Here is a 20,617-nt window from a genome sequence, read left to right on the forward strand (position 1 = left end):
TCATCTTAAGAAACTACTTTTGCCTCGATGAAGATTTTAGATAAATACATCCTAAAAACATTTTTAGTACCTTTTGTAGCTACATTTCTAATTGTGCTTTTTGTTTTGGTGATGCAAGTTTTATGGCAAACCTTCGAAAGCATTGCTGGTAAAGGAATTAGCATGCCTTTTATCTTTAAATTTCTTTATTATACTACGTTAATTATTACACCACAAGCTTTACCAATTGGAGTGCTTTTATCTTCTATAATGGCATTAGGTAATTTAGGTGAAAACTACGAGTTTGCAGCAGCAAAATCTGCCGGTATTTCTTTACAACGTTTAGTAAGACCATTAGTTTTCTTAACAATTATTCTTAGCGGAATAAACTTTTTATTTTTAAATAATATTTATCCTTATGCTGTTTTAAAGCAAAAGAATTTATATTTAAATATTAAAAAGAAAAAACCTGCTATGGCTTTAGTTCCTGGTAGTTTTAACAGTGATATCCCTGGGTTTCAGATTAAATTTGATGAAAAATATGGTGAAGAAGAAAACCTATTAAAGAAAGTTTTAATTTACGATTTAACAGCTGGTAAAGGAAACCAAAAAGTAATTACAGCAAAAAGAGGTAAAATTATTTCTGAAGAAGGAAGTCGTTATATGACCTTTATTCTATACGATGGGTACTATTATGAAGAGCATGTAAAATCTGCTAATACTGCCATAAAAAAGAAAAAAATGGCAGCATCTAATGCTACTTTTAAAGAATATGAATTTAATATAGATATTTCTGAAGTTAGTGGTGATGGTGATTTAGATAAAGAACGTCATACAAAGAACTTTATGATGCTAAGTTTAAATCAGTTAGGAGATACAATTCCTAATTTAAAAGCTAGTTACGATGAAGTATTGCTTTTAAAATCTAAAAATATATTTGCGACAGTACATGCTAGAGATTTATATAAATATCCAGATTCTCTAAAAACAGAAAATATCAAACCAGATATTTTAGAAAACTTTGATTTAAAAAGTAAGATTAATATTCTAAACGCTGCTTCAACTAAGTCTGGAAGAGCATTAGCTTCAATAAAAAACAACAAGGCTTCTATTAAATGGAAGCGGAAAAACCTAAACTTTTTTGACACAGAGTATTATAACAGAATTTCATTTTCACTTTCCTGCTTAATTCTCTTTTTTATAGGTGCTCCTTTGGGTTCTATTATTAGAAAAGGAGGATTTGGATTACCGATGATACTAGCAATTGCAATTTACGTTACCTATTTCTTTAGTAACACGTTTGGTAAAAACTTAGCGGAAGAAAGTTCTATAACATCCTTTTTAGGATCTTGGATTGCTGCTTTTATTATGATTCCTATTGGAATATTATTAACAAGAAGAGCCACTAGAGATAAAGGTATTTTTAATGTTGATGCAATTACACAACCAATAACCAATTTCTTTAAAAAATTATTTTCAAAAAAAGAAGCATAACTATTATGACAACTAAAAACACTAAAAATAACACTCAATTAAACACTATTTCTGAAGCTATTGAAGACATTAGAAATGGTAAAGTTATTATTGTTGTAGATGATGAAAATAGAGAAAATGAAGGAGATTTTTTAGCAGCTGCTGAAAAAGTTACTCCAGAAATGATTAATTTCATGGCAACTCATGGTAGAGGATTAATTTGTGCACCATTAACAGAAACTCGTTGTAAAGAGTTAGACTTAGGTATGATGGTAAATAACAACACAGATCCAATGGAAACGGCATTTACAGTTTCTGTAGATTTACGTGGTAAAGGAGTTACTACTGGTATTTCTGCTGCAGATAGAGCTCTAACGATTAAAGCTTTAATTGAAAAAGACACAAAACCTTTCGATCTAGCAAGACCTGGTCATATTTTTCCATTAAAAGCAAAAGAAGGAGGTGTTTTAAGAAGAACTGGTCATACAGAAGCAGCAATTGATTTTGCTCGTTTAGCCGGTTTACAACCTGCAGGTGTTATTGTAGAAATCATGAATGAAGATGGTACAATGGCACGTTTACCTCAACTTTTAGAAGTTGCAAAAAAGTTTGATATTAAGATTGTTTCTATTGAAGATTTGGTTGCTTATAGAATGGAACATGATTCTTTAATTGAAATAAAAGAAGATTTTGAAATAAAAACTAGATTTGGAGAATTCAGATTGAGAGCTTATCAACAAACAACCAATAACCAAGTTCACATTGCTTTATCTAAAGGATCTTGGTCTAAAGACGAACCTATTTTAACTAGGGTAAATTCTACTTTAGTAAATAATGATATTTTAGGTACATTAACAAATAATGCTGACAAGAAGTTAGATAGAATGTTTCAAGTGATTAATGAAGAAGGAAAAGGTGCTGTAATTTTTGTAAATCAACAAAATCAATCTCAAAATTTATTAAGTAGATTATCTGTTTTAAAAGAAAATCAAAAAAACGGAAATATTAAAGCTCCAGATATTAAAATGGACAATAAAGATTTCGGCATTGGTGCTCAAATCTTACACGATTTAAACATCCGTAAATTAAAACTAATTACAAATACACAACAAACAAAACGTGTTGGTATGATTGGTTATGGTTTAGAGATTGTAGATTATGTGAAGTACTAATGATACTTTGGATTGGATTTTTAATTGCAGTTTTCTTTTTTGTTAAATATTTAAATAAAACAAAATCTAGAGATTCTAGAACAAGAAAAAACGATTATTTTAAACGTAAATTTTAAAGCTTTACTTCTACTCCACTCTCTAATTCTTTTGGGTTTTGGTTTTGTAAAAACAAACGAGCTGTATGATTTCCTTTTAAAGTAATTGTATTACCAGCAACTTCTAACCAACTCCCTTCACGCAAACCTAAAACAGGAGTTTCATTAAAAACATGAAATTCCTTAATACGAGTTTCTCTTGTTTCCCCCATATGTGTAGAGCCTTCAATTGGGTCTAAATAATGTGCGTTGATATTAAAAGGAATACTATTTAGCGTTGTAAAACTTGGCGGATACACAATTGGCATATCATTGGTATTCATCATATTTACACCACAAATGTTACTTCCTGCACTTGTTCCTAAATAAGGAGTTCCCGCATTAATTATTTCCTGTAAAGTAGTTAAAACGTCGTTTTTGTAAATTTGATTTACGAGTTCGAATGTATTTCCTCCACCAGTAAAAATTGCTTCATATTTTTTAATTGCTTCTTTAGGATTTTCAAATTCGTGAATCCCTTTTACATTAATATTCAGCTTAGAAAATGCTTTATTGGCTATTGCTGTATATTCATCATAAGAAATTCCTCCTGGTCTTGCATAAGGAATAAATAACAACTCTTTAACACCTTTAAAATGAACTTTTAAGGTTGGTGTTAAATATGCTAAATAGCTACTTCCATGAACTGTTGATGTACTTGCAATAATCATTTTTTTCATAAACCAAATTTAGTGATTTATTAAATGTACTTTTGAAAAAAAAAATGAAAATTATGAAAAAGAAAATTTTATTATTACTTACTGTTATTACTTTTTTAACAGCATGTGAATCAAATGACAATCTAGACATTAATATTACAAATGCTGATTTAATTGGTACATGGAATGCTACAGAACAAACTATGGAATTAGCTTCTTCTTTTACAATTAACGGGGTTACGATAACATCAAATAGTAGTGGTTATGGAAAAGATTTTGATTTTATTTATACTTTTGCTGAAAACCCAAATATTGTTGCTGCAACTGGAAGCTACACATCTGTAACAACTACAACTAGTAGTATACCTGGTCAACAAGATATTGATCAAGAAATTGAATTAAACTCAATTGAAGGTTTTGACTCTGGAATATGGAGTCTTGATGGTAATTCAATTACAATATCAGATTCAAGCGGACAAAGTAATACTGCAGAAATTGTTGAATTTACAGGATCAAAGCTAAAATTAAAAATTGCTATAGATGAGTCTCAAAATATTAGCGGAATAAATGCAGATATTTCTGGTGAAATATTTTTAACTTTAGAAAAATAAAAAGCATATAATAACTTAAAAAAACCATCACTAAAACGTGATGCTTTTTTTATTTAACACAAGTTTATAATTCTCTTAATACATTTTTAAGAAGCACTTCTGTTTTCTTTGTATTGATGAAAAAACTACTTGTTTTATTAACCTTTCTTATAACTTTCGTTTCTCTTAATGCTCAAGAAAAAAGAATTGTTACTATAGGAAAAGCTGTTTTAGATAGTATTGGTGTTGTTGATGTGCATATTATAAATCAGAATACCAAAATTGGAACAATTACCAATGATAATGGCGTTTTTGAAATTCCTGTAAAAGTTGGTGATCGCTTGTTTGTATCACACCTAACACTACAAGACAAACTTATTGTTATTACCGAAGAATTACTCTCTGGTAAAGGTTTTATAATTAATTTAGATGAAGACACCGTTACTTTAAGCGGTTTTGTATTAGAAAAAAAACAAAGTATTTTTTATCAAGATCCAGAAACAACTACCTATAAAGGACCTACTGTAAATGCAAAAAAATTGAATTTATCTTACGCAAACACAACTGTAGAAAAAGATAAATCTTTAGTTAAGTTTAGAGCTGGAGGCTTAGTTAGTTTAGATAATTTAATAAATAGTCTTAACGGTAATAATAAAAGAGAGAAACAACTAAAAAAAATGTCTGCTGAAGATGTGCAGCTAGAAAAAATTAGAAAAAGATTTACAGACGACTTTTTTGTAACAGACTTAAAAATTAAAAAAGAATACATTAATCAGTTTTTAAATGATTGTATTGATAAAAATATAATCCGTATTTTTAAGAGTGATGATGTGCTTAAACTGACAAAATTATTAATTAAAGAAAGTAAACTATACCCTAAAAAAATAATAGACGAAGACTCATTTTTATCTAACCATTAAAAGGACTGAATGGCAAAAAAACTACTCCAACTCTTTTTATTGCTTTTTACATGTATTTCTTTATCACAAGAAAAAGGAACGCTGGTTACTGGACAAATTGTAGATTCTTTAGGCATTGTTAAAAATGCAAATATTATCAACTTAAAAACAAACCAAGGTACGTTTTCATCTGACAATGGTAATTTTGAAATTTTTGTTTCTGTTGGAGATTCTTTACAAATCTCATCCATTCAACACATTACTAGAAAAATAACTATTTCTAGAAAGAATCTCGAAAACGAATCAGTAAAAATAAAACTAAAACAAAACACGTATGTTTTAGAGGAGTTTGAATTAAAAAGAAATCATTTAAGTGGTATATTAGGTGTAGATGTTAACGCTGTACCAACAAATAAAAAAGATTCGTTATTAGGAATTGTAATGGATTTTTCTAACGTAGATTTTACACAAAAAGATTATCGAATAGATGAAAATGATCGATCTGAAGCTCGTGTTGTAAACACAGTTTCTAACTCTTATGAAGGTCTAAAAATGGGGTTTGGATTTTTATTTGGCACTAAAAAGGAAAAAAAAGAAAAAGAATTGCTTAAAAAATTAATAGATAGAGAAGCTATACCCAAAAAAATATTAGCTGAATTAGGTGAAGATTACTTTTTTAAAACATTAAAAATTCCCGTTGAAAATTACTCTCATTTTATTGAATATTGTAATCCTTTCACTCTTGAGAAACTTTATAGAGAAAATAGAATTTTAGAACTCATAACAGTCTTAAAAAAAGAAAGTACAGGATATTTAAAAATCATAAAAACAAAGTAATTTATGGCAAAAAAACTACTTCAACTCTTTTTATTGCTTTTTACATGTATTTCTTTATCACAAGAAAAAGGAACGCTGATTACTGGACAAATTGTAGATTCTTTAGGCATTGTTAAGAATGCAAATATTATCAACTTAAAAACAAACCAAGGTACGTTTTCATCTGACAATGGTAATTTTGGCATTTTTGTTTCTATAGGAGATGCTATACAAATTTCATCCATTCAACATATTACAAGAAAAATAACTATTTCTAAAAAAAATATCGAAAACAAATCACTAAAAATCAAACTAATACCAAACACGTATGTTTTAGAGGAGTTTGAATTAAAGAGAAATCATTTAATGGGTAGATTGGGTGTAGATGTGAATGCCGTACCAACAGATGTAAAAGACTCATTATTAAGAAATGTAATGGATTTTTCTAATGTTGATTTTAAGAAAAAAGACTTACAAATTGATGAAATAGATAAATCGAAACCACCAATTGTAAATACGGTTCCAAATTCCTTTGGTGGCGCAGGAGCAAGTGCTACAATACCTTTTAAAGATCATGAAAGTATATTACGTAAAGAGTTAAACCGTAAAAAAGCGGTTCCAAATAAAATACTAACAGAACTTGGTGAACAATTTTTCTTTGAAGAATTAAAGATTCCTAAAGACAACTATTTTCACTTTTTAGAATACTGCAATCCTTTGGGTATAGAAGATCTTCATAAAAAAAATAAAATTTTAGAACTGATAAAAATCTTTCAGAAAGAAAGTGTGCCCTATTTAAAAATCATAAAAAAAGAGTAATTTGGCGCAATAATTGTTTTAATATCAACATGAAAATTAAAAAAGCTAATTTAATTCTTTTTATTATCCCACTACTCTCCTTCTCTGCTCACAAGTATTATTTGAGTCTTACTCAAATTGAATATAGAAGCGAAAAAAAATCCGTTCAAATAACAATTAATGTTTTTATGAATGATATAGAAGTTGCTTTAAATAAAGATTATAATATCGATTTAAGACTTCACACAAAAAAGGAATTAAAAGACAATGATGTTTATTTTATAAAGTATTTAAAAGAGAAACTACATTTTAAAATTGATGATATTTCTAAGGAATTCAATTATATAGGAAAAGAATATGATGGAGATCTTGTTTATTTTTATTTAGAAATAGAAAACATAAAAGAAGTAAATAGCATCGAAATTGAAAATAAAATTTTAACAAAGCATTTTCCGGAGCAGAAAAACTTAATCAAATCTAAAGTAGGGAAAAAGCATAAAAGTATTCTATTAACTGCTAAAAACGATAAAGGTTTGTTAAAATTTTAACAATTTTTAACTTTTTTACTCACTTATCCTTAATTTGTGCACAAATAAAAACCAGGCACAAATGAAGAAAATTACTTTACACTTATTAACCGTTTTTTTTATTGGAGCATCCGCACTTGCTCAAGAAAAGACAAAACAAAGTCATACAAACCAAAATAAGTTTAAACAACTTAAAGATGAACTAGCAACTCCTAATAGTCAAAGAACTGCTTCTGGTGCTCCTGGTGTAAATTATACGCAACAAAAGGTAGATTATATAATGGACATCATTTTAGATGACGAAAACCAAAAAATAACTGGTAACGAGACGATTCTTTATCATAATAACTCTAAAGATGAGTTAACTTATTTGTGGGTACAATTAGATCAAAACATGCGTGCAGCAGACTCTAAAACTCCAGATATTCAACCAAACAAAATTCCGAAAGTAATTGGTCTAAAAAGATTTGAACGTAGCTTTCCTGAGAAGCCTTTTGATGGTGGTTTTAATATCACAAGCGTAACAAATAATGACGGGAGTAAACTATCTCACACAGTAAACCAAACAATGATGCGTATCGATTTACCAAAACCTTTGGCTTCTGGTGAAACGTTTTCATTTAAAATTAAATGGTGGTATAACATCAATAATCACAGAACAATTGGAGGAAGATCTGGTTTTGAACATTTTACAGAGAATGACAATAATAATTATGTAATTGCTCAATTTTTTCCAAGATTATGTGTGTATGATAATGTAGAAGGTTGGCAAAACGACCAATTTTGGGGAAGAAGTGAATTTGCTTTAGAATTTGGAGATTATACTGTAAATATTACAACACCAAAAGACCATATGTTAGGTGCAACTGGAGTTTTACAAAACGAAACAGAAGTACTAACAGAAACTGAATTAAATAGATTAGCAAAAGCAAGAAAAACGTTTGACAACCCTGTTGTAATTCGTTCTCAAAAAGAAGCTACAAAAATTGAAAAAAGAAAATCTAAAGAAACTAAAACTTGGAAATTTGTTGCTAAAAACGTGAGAGATTACGCATTTGCAACTTCTAGAAAGTTTATTTGGGATGCAATGGCAGTAGACATCAATGGTAAAACTGTAATGGCATATTCTTTATATTCTAAAGAAGCAAATCCTTTATATGGTGAACATTCTACAAGAGCAGTTGCACAAACTTTAAAAACATATTCTAAATACACGTTTGATTATCCTTACCACAAAGCAATTTCTGTTGATGGACAAATGGGAATGGAATATCCACAGATTTGTTTCAATCCTGGAAGACCAGATGCAGATGGAACCTATTCTAATAGAGTAAAATATAGAATGATAAAAGTAACGATTCATGAAGTTGGTCATAACTTTTTTCCAATGATTGTAAATTCTGATGAAAGACAATGGACTTGGATGGATGAAGGTTTAAATTCTTATGTAGAAATGTTAGCAGAATTAGCATATGATGAAAACTTTCCTGTAACAAGAGGATATCCTAAAAATATTGTAAAATATATGAGCGGAGATCAATCTAGAATTGCGCCAATTATGACGAAAGGAGATAATGTATATGAATTTGGAAACAATGCATATGGTAAACCCGCAACAGCATTATGGATTTTAAGAGAAACTATTATGGGCAAAGAATTATTTGATCATGCTTTTAGAACATATTCTCAAAGATGGATGTTTAAACACCCAACTCCTGCAGATTTCTTTAGAACAATGGAAGATGCTTCTGGTGTAGATTTAGACTGGTTTTGGAGAGGTTGGTTTTATACAACTGATGTTAATGATATTGGTATTAAAAGTGTAAAAAAATACCACACAAGGTCTAACGGAATTAACGTTAGCTTTATTGAAGATAAAACAACAGGATTAGGTTTTGGTTCTGATAAAGATGCAGATTCAAAATATCACTATGAAATTACATACAATAAACCTGGTGGATTGGTAATGCCAATTATTGTTCAATTTAGTTATAAAGATGGTACAAGTGAAAGAAAAGTGTATCCTGCACAAATTTGGAGATATAATGACAAAGAAGTAACAAAAGTTTTTTCTACAACTAAAGAACTTTCTAAGATTACTATAGATCCTTATGAAGAAACAGCAGATGTAGATACATCTAATAATAGCTGGCCTAAAGAAAGTGAGAATAAATTTGAAAAATTTAAAAGTAAAATGAAGAGTTAAAATCTCTCAAAAAAATATAGAAGCGACATTTAATAATGTCGCTTTTTTTATCATCTAAAGTTAATATTTTATAAAGATTTGTTAAAGTTTTAACCATTTTTAACTTTTCTGCGACGATATTCATAGCTTCGCTCCCAATTAATTCAAATAAAAAAATGAAAAAAATCTCTTTATTACTTTTTTCACTATTCTTTGTTGTTGCAGGTACTATTGCACAAGAAAAAAAAGAGGAGAATAAAATACAACAAGGTCACATAGATCAAAACAAATTTAGACAACTAAAAGATGTTTTGGCTACTCCTAACGATCAACATGCTGCATCTGGTGCTCCTGGAAGTCAGTATACTCAGCAGAAAGTAGATTATGTAATGGACATTCGTTTAGACGAAAATAAAAATCATATCTATGGTGATGAAAAAATTACGTATCACAATAATTCTAAAGACCAATTAGATTATTTATGGGTTCAGTTAGACCAAAACATGAGAGCAGATGATTCTAAAACTCCTTTAACGAAGTCTTCTAGAGTTTCTACTTATCTTTCTCCTAAAAAGTTTAAAACTTCTTTTATGAAAGAAAGTAATGGCTTTGGTTTTAATATAGAAAAAGTAGAAAGTGAAGGTATACCTTTATCTCACTTTGTAAACAGTACCATGATGCGTATTGATTTACCAAAACCACTTGCTTCTGGAGAAACTTTTAAATTCAGAATAAAATGGAATTATAAAGTAAACAACTATATAGAAGATGGAGGACGTTCTGGTTATGAAAAATTTCCTGATGGAAATAACAATTACGTAATTGCTCAATTTTTTCCAAGATTGGCAGTATATAATAACGTTGAAGGATGGCAAAATATGCAATTTTGGGGACGAAGTGAATTCGCTCTAGAATTTGGAGATTATGAAGTAAACTTAACAGTACCTTCAGATCATATTGTAGACGCAACTGGTGTTTTACAAAACGAAAAAAAGGTGTTGACTAAAACACAACGCAAACGTTGGGAAAAAGCTAGAAAAACTTTTGACAATCCTGTATTAATTGTAACACAAGCTGAAGCTGAAAAAGCTGAAAAAGGACGTGCTACAAATACAAAAACGTGGCAATTTAAAGCAAAAAGAGTTAGAGATTTTGCTTTTGCTTCTTCTAGAAAATATATTTGGGATGCAATGGCTACCAATATAAATGGTAAAAGTGTAATGGCAGTTTCTTTATATCCAAAAGAAGGAAATCCTTTATGGGAAGAGCATTCTACAAGAGCTGTTGCAACAACACTTATTGAATATTCTAAATTAACGTTCGATTATCCGTATCCAAAAGCAATTTCTGTACACGCAAAAAGCCAAGGAATGGAATACCCAATGATTTGTTTCAACTTTGGTCGTCCAAATCCTGATGGAACGTATTCTGATAGAACTAAAAAAGGAATGCTTGGTGTAATTATACATGAGGTTGGTCATAACTTTTTTCCTATGATTGTAAATTCTGATGAAAGACAATGGACTTGGATGGATGAAGGTTTAAATTCATTTGTTGAAATTTTAGCAGAATTCAAATATGATAAAGAGTTATTTGATCAAAATCCTGCAAAAAAAATCACAAGATATATGGGTGGAGATCAAAGTAACATCTCTCCTATAATGTCTCAAGGAGATTATGTAAAACAGTTTGGTTCTAATGCGTATGCAAAACCAGCTGCTGGTTTGTACATTTTAAGACAAACTATTATGGGACCAGAATTATTTGACCACGCGTTTAGAAGTTATTCTAAAAGATGGATGTTTAAGCACCCAACACCAGCAGATTTCTTTAGATCTATGGAAGATGCTTCTGGTATGGATTTAGATTGGTTTTGGAGAGGTTGGTTCTATACAACTGATGTTAATGATATTGGTATTAAAGAAGTTAAACCATTATATTTAACTGATAAACCTGGTGAAAGAGTTGCTAAATTAAAAGAGAAATACAAGCAATATTTTGATGGTTTAGGAGACTTAGTTTATATCACTGATAAAAAAGAAGATGCAAACTCTAATGCTATGGATACTTATGCAGATGGTAAAGAAGTACCTTCATTTATTTATTCTGTTGAATTTGAAAAACCAGGAGGTTTAATTATGCCATTAATCGTTGAGTTAACGTATGCTGATGGAACTAAAGAAAAACAAACTTTTCCTGCTCAAATTTGGATGAAAGATGATACTACCGTAAAAAGAGTATTTGCTTCAACACAAGAAATAACAAGTATAAAAGTAGATCCAGATTTTGAAACTGCAGATGTAGATACTTCTAACAACAGTTGGCCAAAGAAAGAATCTAATAAATTTGATACTTTTAAAAATAAAGTAAAAGAATAAACTTTTTTTAAGAATTCTTATTTTACAAAAAGCCTCACAAATTTAATTTGTGAGGCTTTTATTTGTTTAAAACAGTAGTTGCTACTATTGTTTTTTAATTGCTTTTCAATGTAGATTTCCTCTTTATCAAAATGAGTGGTAGTAAAGAAATAATAAAAATAATCATTCCATAAATAGTTGTAATTGTAGAAACTTTAAGTCCATTATACATAATTTGTGGCTTAACACTTCCAACCTCACCTAAATAAGAGAATGCTTGATGAAGACCAATAACTTGCCCTAAAATACCAAATGTAAGCGCTAGTATTCCCACATACTTAATTTGATGAAGTCTTTCAATAAGTTTTTCTTCAGACTTCGAGATCATTGAAAAAATGATTCCCACAATAATAATCAATAGAAATATTGATAATATTGACATAAATAACGCTCCACCTGACACAAATAATTCTTTCATAATAATATGTTTTTAAATGATTAATAATGAAACAAATAAAGAAAAATACAGTCAATTCTACAATGTCGAAAACTGTTGTTAAGCTGCTGTATCCTTGTGTTTATAGTAGACATTCTTAAAAATGATTATTTTAGCACAAAAATGATATAAATTTATAAAAAAAATGGTTCTGAAGTTAAAAAAAATAAAATATCATTTAGCATTTTGGGGAGTTGTGCTGATATCTATCTCTTTGGTCTTTGGGCATTCTTGGGGTAATATATTTGCAGCATTCACTTATGTAGCCATTTTAACACCTATAGTAATTAGTGTTGTATATTTATTTAATTTTTATTTGGTACCACGTTATTTAATAACTCATCAATATTTTAAATTTTTATTATATAGTTGCTTAACGGTAGCTATTTCTCTTTTGCTAGAATCATACTTAATTGTTTTCTCTTTTATTTTACTTGGCCACTTTGATTTTCATAAAGTAGCGCCAAATGCTTCTGATACAATTCTATTATTTGTTGTTCTATATTTATTTGTATTTGCAACAAGTACCTTTATTTTGTTTAAACACCTTTCTTTAGCCAATCAAAAGATTGATATTTATGATGAAAAACAAAAAAATGAGAGTAAAGTTTTACTTGAAGTTATTAGTAATAGAAAGAAAGTTAACATACAATTTGATACAATACTGTACATTGAAAGTTTAAGTGATTACATTATAATTCACACAACTAAAAAAGAATATCAGAGTAAAGAACGTATCAGTAAAATACAAAAACGTTTACCACATTCTTTTATAAGAATACATCGCTCATTTATTGTCAACAAAGAAAACATCTTTTCCTATGCTAGTAATTATATAACAATTAATGATAAGGATTTACCAATTGGCAGAAGTTACAGACAAGATATTAAGCATTTATTATAAGCTAATTTTAATAAAAAACTGGTGTTACTCTTCTTGATTTTTTAATTCAAAAAAACTAACTTCGCTAACTACCATTATAATACATTAAACACACTATATGAAACTAAAATACATCTCAATACTAATCGTTTTTCTGTTTTTCAATTGTGAAAAGAAAAAAGAAATTAGTTCTATAAATGAAGAGAATTGGTCGAAAAGAAAAATTAATTTAACTTCTAAAGATTCTCTAGAATACGGAAAAACATATCTTTCTATTTATTCAGAAATTTATAGTTATTCAGAACATAAAAAACAAAGTTTAACTGCAATGGTTAGTTTAAGAAATACTAGCGATTTAGATAGTATCTATCTTTTAAAAGCTGAGTATTATGACACTCATGGAAAATCGATTAGAAAATACTTTAATTACCCAATTTATTTAGCTCCTTTAGAAACTATTGAAATTATAATAGATGAAATGGATCTTACAGGAGGAACAGGCTCTAACTTCATTTTTGAATGGAAAGTACCAAAAAACACTTCTGAACCATTATTTGAAGCTATAATGAGCTCTACAATGAGCCAACAAGGGTTGTCTTTTACAACACATGGTAAAAGAGTAAAATAAAGGGTTTAATTAAACCCACAACATTCTTAGATTTTTTATTACAAACCGAAACTTAATAGTTTCGGTTTTTTTGTTTGAAAACATTAGTAAAAACGAACACATTTTTGATTTTATTTTAATGAAAAACAGTTGTATTTACTGTAGTTTTTTTGACTCAAAAAACTAACTTCGCTAACTACTATATAAAACATCAAAACATTGTTTAAACATGTTTAAGTTAGCATACATATGAGAAACAAACTTTTGATAATATTATTTACATTGTTTTTTACCCAAACTTATTCACAAGATTTTGGTGAAATAAAAATTGATTCAAAACTTCAGATTAAACATTCTGACACGTTGAAAAATATTGGAGAAAGATTGACTGGAAAGTGGAAGTATCTTGGAAAAAGAAAAGGAGGAATTTTGAACGATACATTAAATGTAAGTTTTAGTAATAACAAAAAGACTACAGTTATAGTTGAAAATGGAATTATATTTGAATTAGCAGACGGAAAAAGAAAAAAAGCAAATTATTATTCAGAAACAACTTATGAATTTGATAATGGAAAAGGATATTATTCTCTTGAGGAAAAGTCTTTTAATGATGATTGGGAAACAATAACTTCTTGTCAACCAGTCCCTGAATTAGTTTATTATAAAGAAAAGTTTGGAATTCTTTTTATTGGAATGGCAGGACAAAACTTTGAACCGATTCGTGAATTAAACATTAATAATCTGATTTTCGAAAACGGAGAAGAATATCAAAAAATTGAATAAATACATATGCTAACACCGTGTAAAAAAAATTGCTTAATTTTAGCTTAATCAAAGTTGTTGCTTTTTTACTCACTCCTATTTTCCTGCGGAAAATAGCCGTTCATAAAAATCGCAACTTTTTATACACAAAAACGTTAGCGAATCAAAAAAAAGCCTCGAAATTTCTTCGAGACTTTTTTATATAAAATAATTATGCTTTTAAGATTAAGAAGTCCAAAATTCTCTTTTCTTGTTTAGCACTTCTTCTTCTTTAAGATATTCTTCCGCTTCTTTAGGTGAAAGTACTTTTAAGAACGATTTATGTTGTTCTATAGAATACTCTATCTTAGTAATGATATCTGCAATTTCTTCGTTTTCATAATCTATTTCTAACGGTTCTTTAATAACCATAGATTGCAACACATTTCGTTTTTTAATACTCAATCCTTTTTTATCAAAAGAACGTCTAAAACCATCTATTACAATTGGCACTACAATTGGCTTATAGGTTTTAATAATATGAGCTGTACCTCTTCTAATTGGCTTAAAAGGAGTTGTTGTACCTTGTGGAAACGTAATTACCCAACCATCTTTTATTGCTTTACCAATATTAGAAATATCAGAATTTTTAACTTGTCTGTTTACATTTTTACCAGCACTTCTCCATGTTCTATCAATAGAAACAGAACCACCATAAGCCATTAGTTTTGGTAAAATACCAGAACGCATGGTTTCTCCTGCTGCAACAAAGTAAATGTTTAATTTAGGATTCCAAATATAACCTACATTTTTAATATTATCATCTCTACCTTTTAAAGACGCATTAAAAACATGAAACATAGCAGCTACATCAGCAAAATAAGTTTGATGATTAGAAATAAACAACACATTTCTATCTGGTAAGTTTCTTAAAATTTCGGATCCTTCAATTTGTAAGTTATTAAATTTACGATATCTCCCGTGAGAAATAAGCCCGAAAATTCTTATGATTATTTTTTTTATAAATAAAATCTGACCAAATATATTCCTTTTAAATAAAGGCATTCTCTTTTAATTTTTAGTGAGTTGATAACAAACTTACAAAAACAATTAATAAAGATACTATTTTAACAGTTCTTTAATTTCAGAAAGCATCATTGCTGTGGCTCCCCAAACAATGTAATCATTTAATTTAAAGCAAGGTACTTCTATATTTCCCATATATGAAGTATTCATATTTACTGAAGTTATATTTGTATCATTCAATAAATCACTTACTAAAACCTCAATTGTTTTATCTACTTCGTAATTTAAGTCAAAATCTGGTTTTTGATCAACAAAACCAATAAACGGCGTTGCTAAAAAATTACTTGGAGGTATGTAAACATCTGTTAATTCTCTAATTACGTTAATTGATGATTCTATAATACCAACTTCTTCAAAAGTTTCTCTTAATGCTGTTTTCTGAAGATTTTCATCTGTTTCCTCAATCTTTCCTCCAGGAAAACTTATTTGTGCAGAATGCGTTCCTTTATAGCTCGCTCTTTGCGTTAAAAGGAAACAAGTTTTATTATATTCATTCGAATAAAACAAAGCCAATACAGCAGCTCTTCTTGGGTTATTTGCTCTTATTTTATCTGCGTCGTATTTTAAACGCAATTTAGGAGCTAATTTAAATTGTGCATCTAAACCACCTAATTCAGTAGTTTTTAGTTGTTCTATTTTTTTTTTGAAGTTATTAAAATCCACTCAGAATCTTTTTAGATGAAACAAAATTATCAATTTCAGATTTAAATAAATATTATTTGGCAAGAATTTTGATTAATTTAGTATAATTAAAACACTACATGAATAAAAAATACAAAAAATTAGCTTTAAGCATTGTTTTAGATGCTTTTGGATTTATACCAATTCCTTTTTTAGATTTTGCGTGGGCACCTCTTTCTGCATATTTAATGACAAGAATGTATAAAGGAAAAGAAGGTAAAATAGCGGGTATTATCAGTTTTGTAGAAGAAATTCTACCTTTAGATGTAATACCAACATTTACAATAATGTGGATTTATACGTACGTTGTAAACAAAGAAAAAACGGAAGAAATTATAGAAATTTAAGCTTCTTTTTTAAATAAAAAACCTAAACCTAATCTACTTAAAAACTTTTTTTCGAAAGCCCAAAAGAATTTAAACTGACCAAAAAACCAACCAACAATTGGAAGCGTAGCTTGATAAATCGGAAAAATTAATAAAATTCTTAATGGCCAATACACCCATGCACTTGTTGTTTCTGGTGATATTCCTAAATAAGCGGTAATTGGTTTTGCAACTAAAGTGGCAAAAGAACCATTTATAGAAAAAACTAATAATATTGCCAAAATTGACCAATTACTTTTTACTCCCCAACGTTGTTTTAATTTCTCCATATTTGGCAAAACTACAATTAGGAAACCAATAAAGAAAATTTAGTTGATAATAATTTTTTGAGTAAAACTACCTTTTAAGCTTTTAACCTTTACAACATAAATACCTTTCTTTAAATTAGTAGTATTTATTTTCATCTTTGATTCTTTTAAAGAATTATTTATGGTTATAACATTTTGACCTAATAAATTATAAATAAAAACCTCATCTATTAAATATTTAGATGAAATTAATAATTTATTATTTTTATTTAGAATTGAAAACTCATTTAACTCTTCATTATCTAACCCTAATACAGTTTCATTAAAAGTGATAAAGAAACGATCATTATACTCACCTGAATCAAGATTAATTATTGCTTTGTTAGAAGTGATATTATGATAGATTTTAGTAATTTTATCATATATATAAACGTTTGTATCTAAACTATTAATTTCATCAATATTAAATGTAACATTTCTATTTACATCACTTTTAACCTTTAATGGAATCACCAAATTAGAGTTGAATTTTTCAACCATAGTAATAACATAGGGTAAGTCATTCTCTTCTAATTTTAAAGCCATATCGGTTGGGTTATAATCCCACATTTCTGCTCCTTTATATTCACTAGAAGAACTTATAAAATCTCTAAAACCAACTGAAATTGGTCTATGGTAAATTTTTCCATTATATAAAAACTCGAAACCTAATCTTATAATTGGAAAGTCTGATGATTTTTTCTTTTTCTGGTTTTTACTAAAGAAAACATTTGGTGTATTAAAATCTCTTTGAGTATTATTATTAAATGTAATTGCACCACCAGTAGCAGAAGCTTCTACAAAAAAACCTTGACCAACACCAACATATTGCCCTGGAACTTTATTAAGACCAATTAAAGCTGCATCTATTGAAGTAGCTGAATTACCGGCAGACATAAAACGGGTTGCATAACCACCTAAATAGGTACCTCTAGAATGATCTATTTCATTACCTGCTTCATAAAAATATATAGTTCCATTTATGGCAGTGGAATTTTCAGTTGTAAAAACATCTATATCAATTGGTGAAGGGTAAGGGTTTCCTAACAAACTATAATTTCCAGCAGATATATCAGTTGTATATTCACCATCATTTGGCCTACCAACAAAAGTATAATTTTGTCCAGAAGCATTTCCTGTGCTTTTTTTATTAAAACCTTCTGTAGGGTTTAGCGTTGAAGTTTCTGTCATATCTCTTGACCAATCTCCTGAGTTTGTCAGTTTAGCTAACCATTTTCTACTTAAAGTAACTGGAGAAGTCGAATCATCACCATCAAAACCTCCTGTAAAAGTAATATCTAAAGGCGTATTAGATGCTGTTAATGCAGTTGACCCATCTTTTAAAACACCAAATAAATTATATGTTAAACCATCGGTAGTAACAGGAGATGTCCAATAACCACTTTGATAAACGTTTGATAAAGTACCTTTTACGTCTTTATACAAATTACCTGTCCCAGATGCATTTTTAACTCCAGTATGTGTTTGTAATAGTTGTGCAGAGCCTAACAAACGTAAATCTCCACCTAACTCTAGAGCATTTGTAACTGTTAAGTTTACTCCATCTACAATTGTTAAAGTTTGACCGTTTTCTACATTTAAACAATCACAGTTTGTATCTGATGTAATTGTTATATCGCCTTGTACTCTTATTCCTAAAAGTAAATCTGTAGCACTGTCATCGGGCACACCAGAATTATTTCCACCAGACCAACTTCCGTTATATACAATTTCATTATCTGCACATTCTATAAAGTCAAAACTAAGAACATCTGTATGTGCAACTGCATATAATACATCTTCGGCATCATTAACTGTAAAAGCTAAATCTGTAAATGTAAATTCTAAATTTGCTGCAGCCTCATCACTATTTATATGACTATTTGCTTTTCCTATAAAACTTAATTGGGCTTCTGTATTTGAGTTAAGAGTTAAAACTACTGTTAGTCCTTCTGGTACATTACCAATAGTAACCTCAGAATCTGAAAATGTACCTGAACTAGCGAAAAAAGTATCTCCTGTTAATGTTATTAAAACAGGATTTGTAGTATCATCTATAGTACCATCATTTGGTGTTTCTGGTAATAATGATTTCATATAATATTGATTCATATCATCACCAGCACTACCAGAGATATAAAATCTTGAACCATCATCATTTAAAAGAATATCTGTAACTGTGATTTCTTCTGTAGCTATAGAAAAAGAATTTGTATTTGATATTGTACCTGTAGTTACATCAAAATTATTTTCTAAAGTAAATTCGTAAATAGTATCTCCTGTATTACCAGCTATATAAAACTTACTTCCATCACTATTAAAAGCAATTCCTTGCGGGGAGTTATCTATAGAAGTTATATTATAATTTCCATCATAGTCGGCTGCAAGTGTTGATAAATCATAATTAGTAGATAATGAAAATTGAAAAACTCTATCTCTTCTATTTCCCAGTAAAAATAGTTTAGATCCATCATCATTAAAAACCATATCTCTTGGACTATTTTCGTTATTTGTTTCAGTAATATTAACGGAAAAAGGACCAGATTTTGTTACCGTAGAAGATAAGTCGAAATTAGTGGAAAGTGCATATTGATTAATTCCATCATCATCATTACCAACTATAAATAAAGTTGAACCATCACCGTTAAAAGCTAATCCTAAAGGTGCTGCTTCTTCAGAAGCAATGGATAAAACACTTTCTAAAGAACCTGTACCAATATCATAAGGTACAGAAAGGTGAATTTCTAGTACTGTGTCTGAAGAGGAACCTATAACAAATAGTTTTGTACCATCATTATTAAAAACCATACCATGTGGAGTTCTTTCAATTGTAGTAAATATATAGGTATCATCTGGTGTTACTGTAAATGTTGAAAGTGCAAAATCATAAGGTGTACTTAATGTGTATTCTTTTATTTCTTCATCAGTATTACCTGCAATATAGAATTTTGTACCGTCATTATTAATTAATAATGCATTAGGAACAGTTTCAGGTAGTGAAATTGATGTTGATGTAATAACTGTAACCGATGATAGAGAATAACCAGTTGCTAAATTATAAGTATTTACATCATCTCCTGCAGCACCCATTATGTATAGTTTTGTGCCATCATTATTAAATTCTATTGCTCTACCATTATTTTCTAATCCTACAACATCAATATCTGCATCTACACTTCCGGCAGTACTAATATCGTAATTTGTATCTAGGCTAAACTCAAAAACATGATCTGCACTTCTATCTAAAATAAATAATTTAGAACCATCATTATTAAACCTAAAACCCGTTAAATTGTCTCCATGACTAGTTGTTGGGCTTAAGTAAGTATCTATAGCTGCTTCGGCATTAAATACAACTGGTGTATCTAAAGTTATGTCTATACTAAAAAGATCCCATGGTGTATTTAGCACAAATTCTGTAACATCATCTCCTGCTCCACCTAAAATATACATTTTTGTACCAGTACTATTAAAAAAAACATCTTCAGGATTACTTTCACTTGGGTTCACCCTAAAGTAACTTTGAATGGCTCCTTTAGTTGATACATCATAATCTGTGCTTAATGAATATTGCAAAACATAATCTCCCCCCGTACCAACAAGAAATAACTTTTTACCAGCATCACCATAAATCATACCGGTAGGACTAGCCTCTTGTCTAGGAATTCCGTATGCTCCAATATGTGTAGAAGTAGAAATATCAAAAGAGTTTGTACCAGAATACGCTAAACTTTGTGCATTATAAGACACTTGTATTAAAGAAAAAAATAAAAATATAGCAATATTTTTTTTTGTCATAGCTAATTATATTTTTAGTGAGATTTAAAATAAATTAGATGATAAATATAAGGGGGTTTAGAG

The 20,617-nt window shown here is 29.0% G+C and carries 19 protein-coding genes; 13 read left to right on the top strand and 6 right to left on the bottom strand.

Annotated elements, in window-relative coordinates; translation table 11 throughout:
* Positions 1–27 precede the first annotated feature (27 nt).
* The gene (locus tag BTO07_RS04700; RefSeq protein ID WP_087520128.1) at positions 28–1,473 is read left to right on the top strand and encodes an LptF/LptG family permease; all 1,446 of its coding nucleotides are present in this window, start codon (positions 28–30) and stop codon (positions 1,471–1,473) included.
* 5 nt (positions 1,474–1,478) lie between these two features.
* The gene (gene ribB / locus BTO07_RS04705) at positions 1,479–2,624 is read left to right on the top strand and encodes a 3,4-dihydroxy-2-butanone-4-phosphate synthase (protein WP_087520129.1); all 1,146 of its coding nucleotides are present in this window, start codon (positions 1,479–1,481) and stop codon (positions 2,622–2,624) included.
* A gap of 112 nt (positions 2,625–2,736) precedes the next feature.
* Here ribB and pepE read toward each other — a convergent pair whose 3' ends face one another.
* Positions 2,737–3,438: a dipeptidase PepE gene (gene pepE, locus BTO07_RS04710; RefSeq protein WP_087520130.1), complete on the bottom strand. Its 702-nt coding sequence runs from the start codon at positions 3,436–3,438 to the stop codon at positions 2,737–2,739.
* Positions 3,439–3,491: 53 nt separating this feature from the next.
* Here pepE and BTO07_RS04715 point away from each other — a divergent pair, with 53 nt between their 5' ends.
* The 7 genes from BTO07_RS04715 (at position 3,492) to BTO07_RS04745 (ending at position 11,610) form a co-directional block, all read left to right on the top strand.
* Positions 3,492–4,028 carry a lipocalin family protein gene (locus BTO07_RS04715; protein ID WP_087520131.1) on the top strand — a complete coding sequence of 179 codons (537 nt, stop codon included), beginning with the start codon at positions 3,492–3,494 and terminating at the stop codon, positions 4,026–4,028.
* 116 nt (positions 4,029–4,144) lie between these two features.
* Positions 4,145–4,927, top strand: coding sequence for a hypothetical protein (locus BTO07_RS04720; protein WP_087520132.1), 783 nt, complete (start codon positions 4,145–4,147; stop codon positions 4,925–4,927).
* Between the two features lie 9 nt (positions 4,928–4,936).
* Positions 4,937–5,743, top strand: coding sequence for a carboxypeptidase-like regulatory domain-containing protein (locus BTO07_RS04725; RefSeq protein WP_087520133.1), 807 nt, complete (start codon positions 4,937–4,939; stop codon positions 5,741–5,743).
* A gap of 3 nt (positions 5,744–5,746) precedes the next feature.
* Positions 5,747–6,541 carry a hypothetical protein gene (locus BTO07_RS04730; protein ID WP_087520134.1) on the top strand — a complete coding sequence of 265 codons (795 nt, stop codon included), beginning with the start codon at positions 5,747–5,749 and terminating at the stop codon, positions 6,539–6,541.
* Between the two features lie 29 nt (positions 6,542–6,570).
* Entirely contained in the window at positions 6,571–7,068 is a 498-nt protein-coding gene (locus tag BTO07_RS04735; protein ID WP_087520135.1) for a DUF6702 family protein, read from the top strand.
* Positions 7,069–7,129: 61 nt separating this feature from the next.
* Positions 7,130–9,253, top strand: a complete 2,124-nt coding sequence (locus BTO07_RS04740) for a M1 family metallopeptidase (protein WP_087520136.1) — start codon at positions 7,130–7,132, stop codon at positions 9,251–9,253.
* A gap of 155 nt (positions 9,254–9,408) precedes the next feature.
* On the top strand, positions 9,409–11,610 hold the full coding sequence (locus BTO07_RS04745; protein ID WP_087520137.1) for a M1 family metallopeptidase: 2,202 nt from the start codon (positions 9,409–9,411) through the stop codon (positions 11,608–11,610).
* A gap of 94 nt (positions 11,611–11,704) precedes the next feature.
* Here BTO07_RS04745 and BTO07_RS04750 read toward each other — a convergent pair whose 3' ends face one another.
* A complete protein-coding gene (locus BTO07_RS04750; RefSeq protein WP_087520138.1) occupies positions 11,705–12,067 on the bottom strand; it encodes a MotA/TolQ/ExbB proton channel family protein in 363 nt (120 codons plus the stop codon).
* A 163-nt stretch (positions 12,068–12,230) separates the two neighbouring features.
* On the opposite strand from BTO07_RS04750, the gene BTO07_RS04755 reads away from it, so the two are divergent.
* From BTO07_RS04755 to BTO07_RS04765, 3 genes are all read left to right on the top strand, one after another.
* Complete coding sequence (locus tag BTO07_RS04755) at positions 12,231–12,989, top strand: LytR/AlgR family response regulator transcription factor (protein ID WP_087520139.1); 759 nt, start codon at positions 12,231–12,233, stop codon at positions 12,987–12,989.
* Between the two features lie 97 nt (positions 12,990–13,086).
* Positions 13,087–13,596: a DUF3124 domain-containing protein gene (locus BTO07_RS04760; protein WP_087520140.1), complete on the top strand. Its 510-nt coding sequence runs from the start codon at positions 13,087–13,089 to the stop codon at positions 13,594–13,596.
* A gap of 228 nt (positions 13,597–13,824) precedes the next feature.
* Positions 13,825–14,358 (top strand): hypothetical protein, encoded by a 534-nt coding sequence (locus BTO07_RS04765; protein ID WP_157663283.1) that lies wholly within the window; start codon positions 13,825–13,827, stop codon positions 14,356–14,358.
* Positions 14,359–14,562: 204 nt separating this feature from the next.
* On the opposite strand, the gene BTO07_RS04770 is transcribed toward BTO07_RS04765, so the two are convergent.
* Positions 14,563–15,381, bottom strand: a complete 819-nt coding sequence (locus BTO07_RS04770; RefSeq protein WP_087520142.1) for a lysophospholipid acyltransferase family protein — start codon at positions 15,379–15,381, stop codon at positions 14,563–14,565.
* A 57-nt stretch (positions 15,382–15,438) separates the two neighbouring features.
* On the bottom strand, positions 15,439–16,065 hold the full coding sequence (locus BTO07_RS04775) for an NUDIX hydrolase (RefSeq protein WP_087520143.1): 627 nt from the start codon (positions 16,063–16,065) through the stop codon (positions 15,439–15,441).
* Between the two features lie 98 nt (positions 16,066–16,163).
* Here BTO07_RS04775 and BTO07_RS04780 point away from each other — a divergent pair, with 98 nt between their 5' ends.
* The gene (locus tag BTO07_RS04780) at positions 16,164–16,430 is read left to right on the top strand and encodes a hypothetical protein (protein WP_087520144.1); all 267 of its coding nucleotides are present in this window, start codon (positions 16,164–16,166) and stop codon (positions 16,428–16,430) included.
* Here the strand turns inward: BTO07_RS04780 and BTO07_RS04785 are convergent.
* Both BTO07_RS04785 and BTO07_RS04790 read right to left on the bottom strand, forming a co-directional pair.
* Positions 16,427–16,738 (bottom strand): DUF6787 family protein, encoded by a 312-nt coding sequence (locus BTO07_RS04785; RefSeq protein ID WP_087520145.1) that lies wholly within the window; start codon positions 16,736–16,738, stop codon positions 16,427–16,429. The genes BTO07_RS04780 and BTO07_RS04785 overlap by 4 nt on opposite strands.
* Positions 16,739–16,777: 39 nt before the next feature.
* The gene (locus tag BTO07_RS04790) at positions 16,778–20,554 is read right to left on the bottom strand and encodes a T9SS type A sorting domain-containing protein (protein WP_087520146.1); all 3,777 of its coding nucleotides are present in this window, start codon (positions 20,552–20,554) and stop codon (positions 16,778–16,780) included.
* Positions 20,555–20,617: the final 63 nt, after the last annotated feature.

Origin of the sequence: Polaribacter sp. SA4-12, assembly GCF_002163675.1 — a bacterium.
Lineage (GTDB): Bacteria > Bacteroidota > Bacteroidia > Flavobacteriales > Flavobacteriaceae > Polaribacter.